This window comes from Desulfosediminicola flagellatus, assembly GCF_005116655.2.
In the GTDB taxonomy this organism is placed as follows: Bacteria; Desulfobacterota; Desulfobulbia; order Desulfobulbales; family Desulfocapsaceae; genus Desulfopila; species Desulfopila flagellata.
Genome location: NZ_CP050698.1, coordinates 5,338,161 through 5,353,933, shown reverse-complemented (window position 1 = coordinate 5,353,933; position 15,773 = coordinate 5,338,161). Strand labels below are relative to the sequence as shown.

General features: G+C 45.8%; 14 protein-coding genes. 13 read left to right on the top strand and 1 reads right to left on the bottom strand.

The window, feature by feature from the left end; genetic code table 11:
* The first annotated feature begins 103 nt into the window (after nucleotides 1-103).
* The 13 genes from FCL46_RS22155 to FCL46_RS22095 all read left to right on the top strand — a co-directional run bounded on the left by FCL46_RS22155 (nucleotide 104) and on the right by FCL46_RS22095 (nucleotide 13,632).
* Nucleotides 104-1,702, top strand: coding sequence for an ABC transporter substrate-binding protein (locus tag FCL46_RS22155; protein WP_136808853.1), 1,599 nt, complete (start codon nucleotides 104-106; stop codon nucleotides 1,700-1,702).
* 123 nt (nucleotides 1,703-1,825) lie between these two features.
* A complete protein-coding gene (locus FCL46_RS22150; protein WP_136808854.1) occupies nucleotides 1,826-2,836 on the top strand; it encodes an ABC transporter permease subunit in 1,011 nt (336 codons plus the stop codon).
* Between the two features lie 3 nt (nucleotides 2,837-2,839).
* The gene (locus tag FCL46_RS22145; RefSeq protein WP_136808855.1) at nucleotides 2,840-3,754 is read left to right on the top strand and encodes an ABC transporter permease subunit; all 915 of its coding nucleotides are present in this window, start codon (nucleotides 2,840-2,842) and stop codon (nucleotides 3,752-3,754) included.
* Nucleotides 3,755-3,759: 5 nt separating this feature from the next.
* A complete protein-coding gene (locus FCL46_RS22140) occupies nucleotides 3,760-4,761 on the top strand; it encodes an ABC transporter ATP-binding protein (RefSeq protein ID WP_136808856.1) in 1,002 nt (333 codons plus the stop codon).
* On the top strand, nucleotides 4,758-5,726 hold the full coding sequence (locus tag FCL46_RS22135; RefSeq protein WP_136808857.1) for an ABC transporter ATP-binding protein: 969 nt from the start codon (nucleotides 4,758-4,760) through the stop codon (nucleotides 5,724-5,726). The genes FCL46_RS22140 and FCL46_RS22135 overlap by 4 nt, the downstream gene beginning before the upstream one ends.
* Nucleotides 5,727-5,919: 193 nt before the next feature.
* A complete protein-coding gene (locus FCL46_RS22130) occupies nucleotides 5,920-6,687 on the top strand; it encodes an IclR family transcriptional regulator (RefSeq protein WP_136808858.1) in 768 nt (255 codons plus the stop codon).
* A 221-nt stretch (nucleotides 6,688-6,908) separates the two neighbouring features.
* Nucleotides 6,909-8,798 (top strand): transketolase C-terminal domain-containing protein, encoded by a 1,890-nt coding sequence (locus tag FCL46_RS22125; RefSeq protein WP_136808859.1) that lies wholly within the window; start codon nucleotides 6,909-6,911, stop codon nucleotides 8,796-8,798.
* 91 nt (nucleotides 8,799-8,889) lie between these two features.
* The gene (locus FCL46_RS22120; protein ID WP_136808860.1) at nucleotides 8,890-9,516 is read left to right on the top strand and encodes a LysE family translocator; all 627 of its coding nucleotides are present in this window, start codon (nucleotides 8,890-8,892) and stop codon (nucleotides 9,514-9,516) included.
* Nucleotides 9,517-9,558: 42 nt separating this feature from the next.
* Nucleotides 9,559-10,230, top strand: a complete 672-nt coding sequence (locus tag FCL46_RS22115) for a DUF2293 domain-containing protein (RefSeq protein WP_136808861.1) — start codon at nucleotides 9,559-9,561, stop codon at nucleotides 10,228-10,230.
* Nucleotides 10,231-10,281: 51 nt separating this feature from the next.
* Nucleotides 10,282-10,743 (top strand): glycine/sarcosine/betaine reductase selenoprotein B family protein, encoded by a 462-nt coding sequence (locus FCL46_RS22110; RefSeq protein ID WP_136808862.1) that lies wholly within the window; start codon nucleotides 10,282-10,284, stop codon nucleotides 10,741-10,743.
* Between the two features lie 54 nt (nucleotides 10,744-10,797).
* Entirely contained in the window at nucleotides 10,798-11,505 is a 708-nt protein-coding gene (locus FCL46_RS22105; protein ID WP_136808863.1) for a hypothetical protein, read from the top strand.
* A 115-nt stretch (nucleotides 11,506-11,620) separates the two neighbouring features.
* Nucleotides 11,621-13,039, top strand: a complete 1,419-nt coding sequence (locus FCL46_RS22100) for an MFS transporter (protein WP_136808864.1) — start codon at nucleotides 11,621-11,623, stop codon at nucleotides 13,037-13,039.
* Between the two features lie 41 nt (nucleotides 13,040-13,080).
* The gene (locus tag FCL46_RS22095) at nucleotides 13,081-13,632 is read left to right on the top strand and encodes a nitroreductase family protein (RefSeq protein WP_136808865.1); all 552 of its coding nucleotides are present in this window, start codon (nucleotides 13,081-13,083) and stop codon (nucleotides 13,630-13,632) included.
* Between the two features lie 124 nt (nucleotides 13,633-13,756).
* Here FCL46_RS22095 and phaC read toward each other — a convergent pair whose 3' ends face one another.
* A complete protein-coding gene (gene phaC / locus FCL46_RS22090) occupies nucleotides 13,757-15,535 on the bottom strand; it encodes a class I poly(R)-hydroxyalkanoic acid synthase (RefSeq protein ID WP_136808866.1) in 1,779 nt (592 codons plus the stop codon).
* Nucleotides 15,536-15,773: the final 238 nt, after the last annotated feature.

The following is a 15,773-nucleotide window of genomic DNA, read 5'->3' as shown; positions in this document are numbered from 1 at the left end:
TAGCTCTATTTAGAGGATGTGTAACTGTATACAAAAGTAGAGCACAGTTTTTTCAAGACGAGTTTGTATCATCTTTTAAAACAACACATGAGGAGAGAAACACATGAGAAAAACGACAAAATTGTTTGCAGCATTTTGTGGTGTATCCCTATTAACAGTGGGAGCACTCGGTGCCCAGGCTAAAACTCTGGTTTACTGTTCAGAAGGTAGCCCCGAGGGATTTAACCCAGCATTTTATACTGCGGGAACAACCTTCGATGCAACATCCCGTCAGATCTTTAATAAACTCGTTGAATTCGAGCGTGGAGCAACCAAGATCGTACCGGGTTTGGCTGAGAGCTGGGAAATTTCTGATGACGGTTTGGTATATACCTTTCACTTACGCAAAGGTGTAAAATTTCATACCACTAAAAAATACGCACCGACCCGCGAATTTAACGCAGATGACGTTATCTTCACCTTTATGCGTCAGCTCGACAAAGAGCATCCGTTCCATAAAGTATCTGGTGGTAGCTATGAATATTTTGATGGTATGGGCATGCCCGACTTGATTCAGAAAATCGAGAAGGTAGATGATTATACTGTGAAATTTATGCTGAAGAAGCCAGAAGCACCGATGCTTGCCAACTTGGCAATGGATTTTGCTTCTATTTTTTCCGCAGAGTATGCAGACAAGTTAATGGCTGCCGGTACTCCTGAAGTTATTGACCAGGACCCCGTAGGCACCGGACCTTTCCAGCTTGTAGCATACCAGAAAGATGCTGTTATCCGTTATGCAGCCAATCCTGACTACTGGGCGGGAAAAGCAGCTATCGATAATCTTGTTTTCGCTATTACTCCAGATGCTTCAGTACGTTATCAGAAGCTTAAGGCTGGCGAGTGTCATGTTATGCCTTACCCGAATCCTGCCGATATCGAAGCGATGTCTAAAGATCCGGATGTTAACCTGATGCAGAAAGAAGGTTTGAATGTTGGGTATCTTGCCTACAACACCAAGATGGCTCCATTTGATAACCCTGTCGTACGTAAAGCGCTGAACAAGGCTGTAAACAAGCAGGCTATCCTTGATGCGGTTTTCCAAGGTGCCGGTAAAATTGCAAAGAATCCAATTCCTCCAACAATCTGGTCATATAATGATGCTGTTCAAGATGACAGCTATGATCCTGTTGCAGCACGAAAGATGCTCGAGGATGCTGGTATTAAAGATCTGACCACTAAGATCTGGGCTATGCCTGTACAGCGTCCGTATAACCCTAATGCACGTCGTATGGCTGAAGTTATTCAGGCTGATTGGGCTGAGGTTGGTGTAAAAGCTGAGATCGTATCTTACGAGTGGGGTGAGTACCTCAAACGTTCCAAAGATCAAGATCGTGATGGTGCCGTACTCCTTGGTTGGACCGGAGATAATGGAGATCCAGACAACTTCCTGGCAGTGCTTCTCGGCTGTGACGGTGTTGGTGGATCCAATCGTGCTCAATGGTGTTATCAGCCGTTCGAAGATCTGATTCAGAAAGCAAAAGTTGTTGCAGATCCTGCTGAGCGTACCAAACTTTACGAGCAGGCACAGGTTGTTTTCAAGGAGCAGGCTCCTTGGGCTACCATCGCACACTCTGTTGTATATGAGCCGATTCGTAAGGAAGTTGTCGATTATAAAATCGATCCTTTTGGCGGTCACATTTTTTATGGCGTTGACCTGAAATAGTACAGGCTCTGCGGGCCGGATAATCTCAACAATTATCCGGCCCGACTCCTTTGAGGGTACCTGTAATATACGTTTTAGTACCCTTATGAATTTTTTATGAAAAACCTCTTGAAGTAATTTCTAATGTTTAAATTCCTATTGAAGAAGCTGGGTATTCTACTGCCTACGTTCTTTGGGGTGACCGTGGTTGCGTTTATCTTTATTCGTATGCTTCCTGGTGACCCTGTTCTTCTGATGGCAGGAGAACGTGGTATGTCCGAAGAGCGACATGCTCAGATGATGAAGGAGTTCGGGTTTGATCGTCCTATCTGGGAGCAATACATCTCCTATGCTGATGGTCTTGTTCATGGTGACTTAGGTAATTCAATTATTACTAAAAGGCCTGTGACTGAAGAGTTTTTCACACTCTTTCCTGCGACACTTGAGCTTTCCCTGTGTGCAATTGTTATTGCCATTTTCTTCGGACTACCCGCAGGGATGATAGCCGCAACTAAGAGAGGGTCGGTATTCGACCACTCAGTCATGGCGGGTGCTCTAACAGGGTACTCTATGCCAATTTTCTGGTGGGGACTTCTACTCATTATTTTGTTTTCCGGTACGCTTGGATGGACACCTGTTTCTGGTAGAATATCGCTACTCTATTACTTTGATCCGGTCACCGGATTCATGTTGATAGACAGTCTGCTTTCCGGGCAGAAAGGGGCGTTTGCCTCAGCAGTCTCTCATCTGATCCTGCCTTCTATAGTGTTGGCCACCATTCCGCTTGCGGTTATTGCGCGCCAGACCCGCTCAGCCATGCTTGAAGTGCTTAGTGAAGATTATGTGCGAACAGCTAAGGCAAAAGGTATGGGACCTGGACGTGTAATAGGTTTACATGCGCTTCGTAATGCAATGATTCCGGTTATCACTGTTATTGGTCTACAGGTCGGCGTTTTATTTGCCGGAGCGATTCTTACAGAGACCATTTTTTCATGGCCGGGAATTGGCAAGTGGATGGTCGATTCAATCTTCAGACGTGACTATCCGTCTGTGCAGGGTGGTCTGTTACTTATCGCCGCGGTGGTAATGCTGGTCAACCTTGTTGTAGATATACTCTATGGCCTGATTAACCCACAAATTCGACACACAGATTAAATTATGTCAGAAGCTCCTACTATTTCGAATACATTAGATACCCGCACGGGAGGCCGGATGGCTTTGCTCGCGGAATTCTGGTCGTATTTCAGTGAGAATCGCGGAGCAGTCATCGGGATGGTCTTTTTCGTCTGCGTTGTACTGATTGCGATTTTTGCTGATTTTATTGCCCCTCATGCTCCCAATCACCAATACCGCGAAGCGTTTCTTCAACCACCATTCTGGCAGGATGGCGGTAGCCTGCGTTTTCCACTGGGTACTGATGCTGTTGGTCGGGATTTACTTTCTCGGTTGATTTACGGCTCAAGGTTTTCCCTTTTTATCGGCTGTATTGTCGTTTCTGTATCCCTTTTTGCCGGGATTTTTCTTGGGCTTTGTGCCGGCTTTTTCCGTGGCAAGGTGGATACTGCAATCATGCGTGTTATGGATGTCGTTTTGGCCTTTCCAAGTTTACTACTTGCTCTGGTACTTGTTGCCTTGCTCGGGCCGAGTTTAATAAACGCTATGATAGCTATCGCGATTGTCCAGCAGCCGCATTATGTCCGTCTTACCAGGGCTGCAGTTATGGGTGAGATGACGCGGGATTATGTTACGGCTGCTCAGGTGATCGGGGTAAAACGTTTACGACTGATGTTTGTTACAATTTTGCCGAACTGCATGGCTCCGTTGATTGTCCAGGCGGCACTCAGTTTCTCAACCGCAATTCTCGATGCTGCAGCGCTTGGTTTCCTTGGAATGGGGGCTCAGCCACCAACTCCTGAATGGGGAACCATGCTGGCCGAGGCCCGGGAGTTTATCTTGCGCGCCTGGTGGGTTGTAACATTTCCCGGTCTTTCGATTTTACTTACGGTGCTTGCCATCAATCTTATGGGTGACGGCCTGCGTGATGCCCTTGATCCGAAACTCAAACGGTCTTAGTAAAGATGTCATTACTTGAAATAGAAAATTTGTCAGTCTCATTCCTGACTGCCGGTGGACAGTTTAAGGCAGTGGATGGGGTGACGTTGAATGTTAACCCCGGCGAAATCGTCTCTATTGTAGGGGAATCCGGATCCGGTAAATCTGTGGCTATGCTGGCTCTGATGGGTCTTTTGCCCTGGACTGCAACCGTAACCGCCGATGTGTTGCGGTTTGATGGTCGCGACATGCTGACGATGGATACCAAGCAGATGCGGTCTATCATTGGTTGTGAGTTGACCATGATTTTCCAGGAACCGATGACCAGCCTTAATCCCTGCTTTACAGTTGGATTTCAACTGACTGAATCACTCAAGGTTCATAAAAATATGAATCGGAAAGATCGGTATGCACGGGCACTTGAATTGCTTGAATTGGTCGGCATTCCTGAACCTAAGAAACGGCTGTCAGCTTTTCCGCATCAACTCTCAGGCGGTATGAGTCAGAGAGTTATGATTGCTATGGCTATCAGTTGTAACCCCCGTCTTCTTATTGCTGATGAACCTACAACAGCTCTTGATGTGACGATTCAGGCTCAGATTCTTGATTTACTGTTAAAACTTCAGGACGAGCAGAATATGGCACTTATCCTGATTACTCATGATATGGGTGTTGTGGCAGAAACTGCAGAGAGGGTTGTTGTTCAGTATGCAGGTCAGCAGGTTGAAAAGCAGCATGTCAAAGGCCTTTTCACAGATCCGCATCATCCGTATACAGCCGCCTTGCTTGCATCTCTTCCTGAACGAAGTAATGCAAAAATTCTTCCATCAATTCTGGGCGTTGTTCCTGGTCAGTTTGACCGACCTGAAGGATGTTTGTTTTCCCCGCGGTGTTCATTTGTTACTGAGTTGTGTCGCACTACACCTCCAAAAGCAGCAGACGAGAAGGTTGGCAGGGCACTATGTCACTATCCTCTTCTTGATGGCAAACCAATAGGGCATCCAGAGAACAAGGGGGTTGCGGCATGAAACATGAAGTAGTTCTTGAAGCAGATAATATTGCGCGTCATTACTATGTGAGCAGGGGAACCTTCAAGGATCCTGCAGTGGTGAAGGCTCTGGATGGTGCCTCTTTCAGTCTTCAACGTGGCAAGACTCTTGCCGTAGTTGGAGAATCCGGGTGTGGTAAATCTACACTGGCGCGACTTGTCACGATGATTGAGGAGCCAACCTCGGGTGTATTGAAAATTGACGGTGTGGATATTGCAAATCTGAGCCCGGCAGAACGCAGAGGCTATCACTCCAAGGTGCAGATTGTTTTTCAAGATCCTTACGGCTCACTCAATCCACGACAGAAAATCGGACATGCGCTGGAAGAGCCGCTTTTAGTTAATACAGAAAAAACCAAAGCTGAACGTGAAAAGCTGGCTCGGGAAATGCTTGATATGGTTGGGCTGCGTCCTGAACATTATGATCGTTATCCACATATGTTTTCTGGTGGTCAGCGTCAGCGTATTGCGGTAGCGCGTGCTCTTATGCTTGAGCCAGAGATTCTCGTACTCGATGAACCTGTATCAGCCCTGGATGTTTCTATTCAGGCACAAATACTTAATCTGATTGCTGAATTGCAGGAGCGTCTTAATCTCGCGTATCTTTTTATTAGCCATGATCTCTCTGTTGTTCACCATATTGCTGATGATGTAATGGTTATGTACCTCGGGGTTCCTGTAGAGTCAGGCAGCAGGGACACTGTTTTTGAAAACCCTAAACATCCCTATACCCAGGCATTGCTTTCGGCAACGCCGGTTGCTGATCCTTTTAAAGAGAAAAAACGCATTGTACTTAAAGGGGAGTTGCCCTCACCGATGAACCCGCCTTCCGGGTGCACTTTTCATCCTCGTTGTCCGGTAGTGACTGATGTCTGCCCGAAAGAGGTACCGCTAATACGACCAGTTGGAGAAAGTATGGTTGCTTGCCATGTGGCAAAGCCTTGAAAACTGTAACAGTAATGGCGTGGAATGTAAAAATCGTAGGTGTCTGGGGGATCAGGAGGTAGTTTTATATTGACATAACGGCAAAGAAAGAGCATTTTCTAGATGTGGTTTCCTAAGTGAAACTTTAGAAGAAAGCTGTAATCAAACAGCAAAAGAAAACAGACTGCTGTTTCCTAAGTTATCGTGTTGAGTTATGCCAAAAAAATTCTATGCCGTTTCGGCACTTATCAAGGCCAACGAGATTCTCGAGTTTCTCCTTCAGCGTGGAGAAGCTTCATTTACCGAGATCCATACTACACTTGGTCACCCTAAAAGCAGTACTTATAAAACTATAAGCACCCTTGAATCCCTTGGATTTATTCGTGAAGTTGGTGAAAGTGCCAGGTATACCCTTGGCCTGCGCCTCATCGAACTTGGTGCAAAGGCAGCAGCTCATGTGGATATGACCACTGAAGCGCGGCCGCTTGTCAAAGCACTTTCAAATGACACACAACGAACTGTACATCTTGGTATCCTTGATGGTTCTGAGGTTATTTACCTTGTGAAAGAGAATGTACACGGTTCAATATCCATAGATACCTGGGCCGGCAAGCGAGTTGGTGTGCATTCTACCGCAATGGGCAAGGTTCTGTTAGCCTGGAAGCCGGATAAAGAAGTCGACAGGATTCTTAAAAAGGTTGATTTTGTCAAGCTTACACCAAATACCCGAGTTAACGCAGAAGAGGTCAAATCAAGTCTGCTTGAGGTACGTAAGCGCGGTTGGGCAACTGATGATGAAGAAAACTGGAAAATGGTCCGCTGCGTATCCGCACCTGTCCGGGATAATACCGGAGAAGTGTGTGCTGCACTGAGTGTATCAACGCTCACCGATCTCGACAGTTATGAGCAGATGCTTGGAATTACTAATAAAGTTATCGACACTGCCCAGGAACTTTCAAGACGTCTTGGCGCACCTGAATAAACAAACATTTATTTAATGAGATAAGGGCTTTAGCCTTATCCTAGATGTGTATGTATGGGTATCAACACCACTATGGTGTCGATACCCATGCCTGATTAATAGCTACATGTATTGGTTGTTGCCATAAAAATCTACTGAATACAGCCTATTACCGGGCTTTCTGTATAATAGACTTCAAACCCGTTATTACCATCTGAGTAGAATTTCCCCGGAGGAAAGAAATGAAATTCCCTATTGACCTTAGCGGTTATACCCCATTAAAGCTGGACCTGAACCAGACAGAGCTGACTGATGAGCAGCGCGTTACTCTTAAGGAGAATATCCGTATAGTGCGCGACAGCCTTATCTTTTTTACTGCACTGGCAAATGTTAAAGGGCTTGGCGGTCACACCGGTGGTGCTTTTGATATCGTACCTGAGTTGCTGATTGCTGACGGCTTTATGAAGGGTTCCGACAAGGTTCATCCAGTATACTTCGACGAAGCTGGACATCGCGTAGCTATTCAGTACATGATGGCAGTTCTTAATGGTCATCGTGATGAAGAGTCTCTGCTGCATTATCGCGAATTTGGTAAAGGGTACTATGGTCATCCTGAGCGTGACGATGCTGAAGGTGTTTTCTTCTCATCCGGTCGTCTTGGTCACATGTGGAGTTATATAAACGGTGTAGCTGAAGCTGACAAAGATAAAATCGTTGTCATGTTCGGCAGTGACGGTTCGCAAATGGAAGGTGATGATGCTGAAGCAGCCCGATATGCAGTTATGCGCGAGCTCAATGTTAAACTCTTTCTTGATGATAACGATGTAACCATCGCCGGTCACCCGACCAAGTATATGAAGGGTTACGACTTGGTTAAAACTCTTGCAGGTCACGGTCTTGAGGTTAATGCTGGAGACGGTGAAGATCTTGACGCGCTGTTTGCACGTATGCAGAAGGCAATGGTTACCGATGGTCCTGTTGCTCTTGTAAACAGAAGACTGATGGCTGTTGGTGTTCCGGGAATTGAAGGTCTGCCGAAAGGTCATGACGTTATTCCTGTCAATCTTGCGGTTGATTACCTTAAAGAACGCAACTACACAGAAGCTGTTGAGCTGCTTGAAAACTTTAAGGTAGACAAGGTAAAAGCTACTTATCAGGGATCAACACCTGAGATGGGCAAGTGCCGTGACGATTTCGGTAAAGTTGTCTGCGAAATCCTTGATGGCATGGATGATATTGAAAAGAAAGTTCTTGTAGTAGATTCTGATCTTGAAGGTTCATGTGGTCTGCATCACATCCGTAAAAATCACCCTGGCGTCTACGTAACCGCTGGTATAATGGAGCGTAACAACTACTCTGTTGCTGCCGGTTTTGGTTCAGAGGCAGGGCGTCAGGGGATTTTCGGTACATTTGCTGCATTCCAGGAAATGGTAATCTCAGAAGTCACCATGGCTCGTCTCAACAAGGCGAACGTTATTGCCCATTTCTCACACTCCGGTGTTGATGATATGGCGGATAACACTTGCCACTTCGGAATCAACAATTTCTTTGCAGATAACGCTCTTGCTGAAGGTGATGACACACGTCTCTATTTCCCTGCTGATACATTACAGTTGAAAGCAATGATGAATACAGTTTTCAATGATTCCGGTCTGCGTTTTGTTTACACCACCCGTTCTGCAACTCCATGGATCTTAAGCGAGCAAGGTAACAAAATGTACGACGAGGGATACACCTTCGTTCCAGGTAAAGACGAGGTTGTCCGTGAAGGTACTGTGGGATATATCGTCAGCTACGGTGAGATGCTCTATCGTTGCCTCGATGTTGTTATGCAGCTCAAAGCTGAAGGTATTGATGTAGGTCTTATCAATAAGCCGACACTGAATGTTATCGATGAAGATATGATGGAGAAGATTGGTACATCTCCTATGGCTCTTGTTGTCGAAACTCAGAACTCCAAAACTGGTCTCGGTTCTAAGTATGGAACCTGGTTGCTTGAGCGTGGTCTTGCACCGAAATTCGGTACCATGGGTACCTGTAAGATCGGCCAGGGTGGACTCAGTGAGCAGATTCCATTTCAGGGAATGGGCGCTGATGATATCAAGGCAAAGGTTAAGGCGCTTCTCGGTTGATAATTAATTGAGTTAGACTGTCTGATAAAGAGGGCCGATCGGGATTTCCGGTTCGCCCTCTTTTTTTGTTTAATACTCTCTGGAGCTGGTTATGTTACCGATTGAAACATTACTCGTGTTTTTCACTACCTCTATCCTGCTGGCATTGACGCCCGGACCTGATAATCTTTTTGTATTAGCCCAGTCAGCCCAGCATGGTAAGCGGGCAGGCCTTGTTGTAACGGTCGGCCTCTGCACCGGAATTCTCGTGCATACTGCTGCTGTGAGTCTTGGCGTTGCAGCCATATTTCAGACATCTGCACTGGCCTTTAATGCTCTGAAATATATCGGTGCTGCATATCTCATTTACCTTGCCTATCAGTCGTTTAAGGCTGGAGGTGGAGTGGATAGCACTGGTGCGGTTAAAAAATTACAATTAAACAAATTGTATTTCCGTGGTGTTATCATGAATGTGACTAACCCTAAAGTTTCAATATTTTTCCTGGCATTTTTACCGCAGTTTGTTAATCCAGAATATGGTCCTATCATTCCCCAGATGATGGTACTCGGTGCACTTTTTATTGTATCGACGATACTCATATTTGGAGGAGTGAGCCTGCTTGCCGGAACATTTGGTGAGTGGTTGGCAAAGTCTGAGCGAGCAACAAAGATACTCAACAGAATTGCAGGATCAGTTTTTGCGGGACTTGCGCTCAAGCTCATTATGGTAAAACGCTAGACAGGAAAACAAAGAATAAAGATAAACACTATTTATATATTTATGCCTGATAAGAACAGAATAGTTAGCCCTGGTTTTAAGATCGGAACAGTAATTTCTGAAAAACGTGAAGTGTTGACACCACCCGCAGATTGGGCCTTTTTGGCAGCTGGGGACGGGCCGCTTACCAGAAATGTAAAAAAGCTTGGTGTTTGCTGGCAGGTCCAGGTGCAGAAGGGCAGGCGTACAATGTCAAAAGGGATCTGGACCAAAGAAGAGTATATTCTTTCTGCAAAAGCAGAGCTTGAAGCAAAGCGAGCAACCCCGGAGTTCGAAAGAAAAAAAGCCGCTGACAAGCAACGCAGAGATCGAAAACATAGTCAGTATGTCGAGGAATTTTATCAGCAGACATTGCGCTTTTTGAATTTCCATACAGATCACCGGAAAGTCGCTGAACAACTTGCACGTTCTGTCACTGAACATGCAACTCCAGTTGGCTCAGGAACGGTTGCCCGAACCGAGCGAATCCCAGTTGAAGAACGTGCGCAGGCTGCTGTAATTGCCTGGATGCGTCATAATACCACTGCCTATGATCAGATGCATATTGCACGTATTAAAGGACGCCGCCGTGAGGTTCGCAGAATGCTGGCCGATCGTTCAAAAGAGTTGCTCAGAAGATATCGACAGGGGCTACCTATAGAGACTGAATGTCCATTGTATAAAGCACTTGTCTGAACTCTTTTGCCTATTAGATAAACGCACCTTTACAAATAATGAGGAGAGTGGATGGTTCGATTACGCGAGTTTGAGGAGCATGAGAGAGAACATTTACAGAATCTTCCCTGTCCGACCTATGCGGCCACCCCTCTGGTTCCGGGAGTAAAGGTTACGCAGTCGCGGGTGGCTATTGTCTCTACAGCTGGCCTTCACAGGCGGGGGGATCCTCCATTTGGAGTTGGTGATACCGGCTACAGGATTATCCCTTCTGATATCGATCCCAATGATCTGGTGATGAGCCATATTTCCACAAACTTTGATCGAACTGGTTTCCAGCTGGACATGAATCTCGTATTCCCGCTGGACCGACTTAAAGAGTTGGCTGCAAACAAGCAAATAGAATCAGTTGCCACATACCATTACTCGTTTATGGGAGCAACTGACCCTGTGAATATGGAGCAGGAGGCACGAATCGTTGCCTCGCTACTCAAAGATGACAAGGTGGATGCTGTTCTGCTGGTTCCAGTCTGACCTAATTGCACGCGCGCAGTTGGCGGGCTCTCACATTATCTAGAGGCTGAAGGTATGGCCACAACGCAGATTAGTCTGATTCGTGAACATACCTTAAAAATGTTGGCACCCCGTGCTCTCTGGGTCTCATTTCCACTTGGCCGTCCACTCGGAAAACCTGGTGATGCTAAATTTCAACAGGCTGTGATCGAAAAGGCACTTTCCTTGCTCGAGCGTGATCAGGGGCCGATTCTTGAAGATTTTCCGTGTGATGTAGAAAATGACACTTCTATACAATCTCTTCCGGCATGTCCTGTAGATTTTACACGTTTTAACGAATCTCCAGATCCAATTGATTCTCTGCTCAATCAACTCAGTGCCGAAATTAACTCTATGATGAGCTGGTTTACCGTATCAGGCAGCAAACGAAAGCGAACAACTTCCGATCTCTGTGGCGTGGGGCCGGATCAGTTGGCTTCTTTCCTGAGTGATTTTTTGCATGATAAATTGGTCAGCACAAACTGTGAAAGAGTTGATCTGGCTGATAAGCTCAGGATGGCAGCGGAGGATTTGAAAGCTTTCTACTTTGAGGCACTCTCCACCAGATCCGAAGATATTTCTGATCCTACGGATTTTTCTGACTGGTTTTGGCAAAAAACATGTGCAGCACAGGTCATTAATGAAGTGCGAAAGAAAGCCTTGTCATTAAAAGCCAAAGATATGCAACTGCTGGGTAATCTCTTACTCATTCCTCGCAATCAGATGTACCGCTTTAAGGGATGAAGTTTTACTGTAAAATCTATTGTTTTGCAGGCAAGAAGCGGATAGGTTGAAAGTTTCAAAAGGTTAAGGAAACCAGTCCCTTTTAAGGAAAACCTGTTTGCTTTAAGAGCATTGTATGGAAAAAACACCAGATAACACTTCGGCACAGGAGCGTTCAGCCCTGTTTGTGGCCACACTCACCTCGTTTATGGGGCCGTTTATGATCTCGTCGGTCAATGTGGCTCTGCCTGCAATACAGAATGAACTGCAGATGGATGCAGTTCAGCTCAGCTGGATATCAACAGCATATCTGCTGGCTGTTGCTGTAGGTCTGCTCCCTTCGGGCAAAATTGCTGATATCCACGGCCGAAAGAAAGTATTTGGTGCCGGGCTTGCAGTGTATACCGTTGGAGCTGTGGCAGCCGTCTTTGCCGAGAGTGGTGCCGTGCTCATATTCTGCAGGGTGCTTCAGGGGCTTGGGGCAGCAATGTTTGTCTCGACCGGTATGGCGATAATCACCTCCATTTTCCCACCCAGCCGACGGGGAAAAGTTATCGGGATTTATGTCGCAGCTGTCTATGTTGGTCTGTCAGTGGGGCCTTTTGCGGGTGGATATATAACGCATTATCTTGGCTGGCGGATGATCTTTCTGTTGATGTTACCCATGGGTGCTCTCTCAATCTGGTTAACCTTGAAATATCTGGTGGGTGAATGGTACGGAGATCGTGACCAACAGCTGGATATAGCTGGCTGCCTACTGTATGGATTTTCGATTATGGGCCTGGTTTATGGCGCGACACGATTGCCTTCTGCACTGGGTATCGTGCTCATCTGTTCAGGTTGTATCGGTTCTGTTTTTTTTATATGGCATCAAGGCAGGAGCAAGCATCCCGTTTTTGAGGTGGAGCTCTTTGCAGTGAATAAGGTCTTTGCCTATTCAAGCTATGCGGCTCTGCTCAACTATTCAGCAACCTTTGGTGTAACTTTTCTAGTCAGTTTATACCTGCAATTTATCAAAGGATTATCACCCCAGATGGCTGGTAGCGTACTTATGGCGCAACCTGTTGTTATGGCTACACTATCGCCATTGGCAGGCCGCCTTTCTGATCGTATTGAACCGCGATTACTGGCAACAAGCGGTATGGCAATTACAGTTCTTGGTGTTTTCCTATTCAGTAGACTTGATGCCGCGACACCGATTGGATTGATTATTGCTAATCTTATCTTGCTCGGAACCGGCTTTGCCCTGTTCAGCTCACCGAATATGAGCGCAATGATGGGCGCAGTTGAAAAGCGTCATTATGGCCTGGCCTCTGGACTGGTAGCTACGATGCGGCTTCTGGGACAGATGTTCAGTATGGCCGTGGCAACGGTGGCTTTATCATTACTGGTTGGCAGAGAAGCTATCGGACCAGACAACTACGATCGTTTTCTGCTGACAATTCGGGTGGTCTTTATGATATCTGCATCGTTTTGCTTAGTTGGAACCTATTTCTCATGGTATCGCGGCAGGATGTTGAAGTCATCAGCCAAAAACTCTGTTCAGTCGAGTTGATGGTGAATTTGTAGAAATCACTTTTTTGTAAGGAGGATTGCATGCAGAGCTTTATGGAGATTGTCACCACAAGAAGAAGTATCAGGCGTTTTGAGTCCCGGCCAATTGAAGACGATAAGATGATGAGAATCCTTGAAGCTGCACGTTGGACGCCTTCCTGGGCCAATAGTCAGTGTTGGGAGATTATAGCTGTAAAAGACGAGAAACGGTTACAGTCACTTGCTGAAATGGTCTCTCCCAAAAATCCGGCTACTTTGGCAATAGCTAAAGGGCCTGTCACTCTGGTTATCTGCGGGAAAAAGAAACAATCAGGTTATTATAAAGGCCAGCAGTCAACAAAATTTGATGACTGGCTGATGTTTGATCTGGGCCTGATCACCCAGACATTGTCTCTTACGGCACATGCCGAAGGGCTTGGTTCTGTTGTCGTTGGATTTTTTAACCATGAGAAGGCAGCGGAATTGCTTGAAGTGCCAGCAGAGTATGAAGTGGTTGCCCTCCTTCCGATGGGATATCCAGATCACGCCCCTTCACCACCTAAAAGGCGTGAAGTTCCAGATTTTCTTCATAACGAAACTTTCTCTAAAAAATAGAGCTTGCTATGCTTTTTCAGCAATAAAGTTTTTCGCAGGTAGAGGCGCAAACCCAGGCTCCGTAATAAATATAATGTGTTGAACGGGGCCTGGAAATTTTGCAGTTACCTGTATTCTCTGTGCATTAAACGTTCTCACTGATAGGCAATCGTTGTTTTACATATTCCCCAGGTGCGGGTGCGAGTATTTTATGAGTATTTGAACCTTGTGGATATGGTTCAACCATTTCACTGCTGGTGTTTCCGGTGAGCCAGTTTTTCCAGTGCGGCCACCATGAACCTTTGTGATTCTCTGCACCATCAAGCCATTCATCTGCGTTGTCACAGAGGTTATCGTTCACCCAGTACTCATATTTGTTTGTTGAGGGAGGATTGATTATTCCTGCTATGTGACCTGATCCTCCCAGCACAAACGTTGTGTCACCACGTGGTTTTAACGCACCTTTATAGGTTCCCTGCCAGAGCGCGATATGGTCATCAAGTGTTGAGATAAAATAGCTCGGGGTCATTATCTTTTTCAGGTCCATAAAGACGGTACCGATTTTAATGCCTTTAGGCTCCATCAATTTGTTGTTCAGGTAGAGTTCGCGTAGCAGGAAACTATGGGCTGCGGCAGTAATATTAGTGCTGTCACCGTTCCAATAGAGAATGTCAAAATCGTTGGGACAACTGCCTTTTAAGTAATTTTCGATGTAGTAGTTCCAGTAGAGCGAGTTTTCTCTCAGTAGGCTGAATATCACACTCAGTGTCCGCCCATCCATATACCCTTTCACCTCGTTTTGCATTTCCAGAGCATTGATGAGTGGTTCGTTGACATAGTTTCCTACTTCTCCGGGGAGGGAGAAATCAAGCAGGGTCGTAAAATATGAGGCGGATTTTATGCGTGGCTTCATCCTTTTTGCTGCGTAGTAAGCAACAGCGCAGCCAAGTACGGTTCCTCCAATACAATATCCAGCTGCATGGACCTGTTCCTGACCTGTTATATTTTCAATGACTGATACCGCCTTCACGACACCATCAAGCACATAGTCCTCAAAACCGATAGTTGCGTGTTCTTTGCCCGGATTTAGCCAGGATATTGTGAAAACACAATATCCCTGTTCAACCAGCCAGTTGATCATTGAGTTGTTTTCCCGGAGATCGAGAATGTAATATTTATTGATAAACGGCGGAACAATCAGTAGCGGTGTCTCGAATATCTGTGCTGTTTTCGGTCTGAACTGGATGAGTTCAAAAATTTCATTTTTAAAGATAACATCACCGGGAGTGGCGGCGATGTGTTCCCCTAACTGGAAGGCTTCATCGCTTGTCATACTGATGCGCAGCACGTCTGCACTCGTCTCCATATCTTTTCGTAACTGTTGCAGGCCGTTAACAAGATTTTCTCCGTCTTTTTCAAGCGTCAGTCTGAGCAGTTCGGGATTGGTGAGTACAAAATTACTCGGTGACATTGAGTTAATTGCCTGACGAGTGAAGAATACAAGTCGTTCTTTCACTTTGGGATCAAGACCCTCGATTGATTCAATCATTTCGAACATGGTCTTGCTATAAAGCAGGTAGGACTGTTTAATGAAATTAAAAAACATCTCCTTCTGCCAGGACTCGTCATCGAACCGTTTATCGGTTTTCTCTGTTTTCACTACCGGCTCGTCGTTTTCGGCCAGGGCAATATTCTGCCAGATTTTCAACTGACTTTCCCACCAGTTCATCTGAACCTTAAGGAGAGTGGCTGGCTGGTTGGCAGCTCCTTCAAAAAATCTGAAGAAATCTTCCATATTCATTTCGTAGATAGCTTTGTTGAGCGGGGTGTTGAATGCAGCCTTGTTGCGATCAAATTCCTGCAACCACAGATCATTGCACTTCTGAAATTGATCTACAAATCCTGATATATAATCTTGAAACATGAATCCTCCCATGAGACCGAAATTTGTATGATATTTTTCGGTTAAATGACCTGGCAGGCACGTGGGTAGAGGCGATTCTGCAGGCACAAGGTTATTTGTGTTATGTGTACATATTTAGAGATGGGTGATCGGAAAATCGCAAGACGGTCAGTTACACAGTGGTAAAGGACCGTCCGACGCCGGAGGAGACTGTGATATCATTTCGAATGAATGATTGTTCTCTGTCCATGTGGACTAG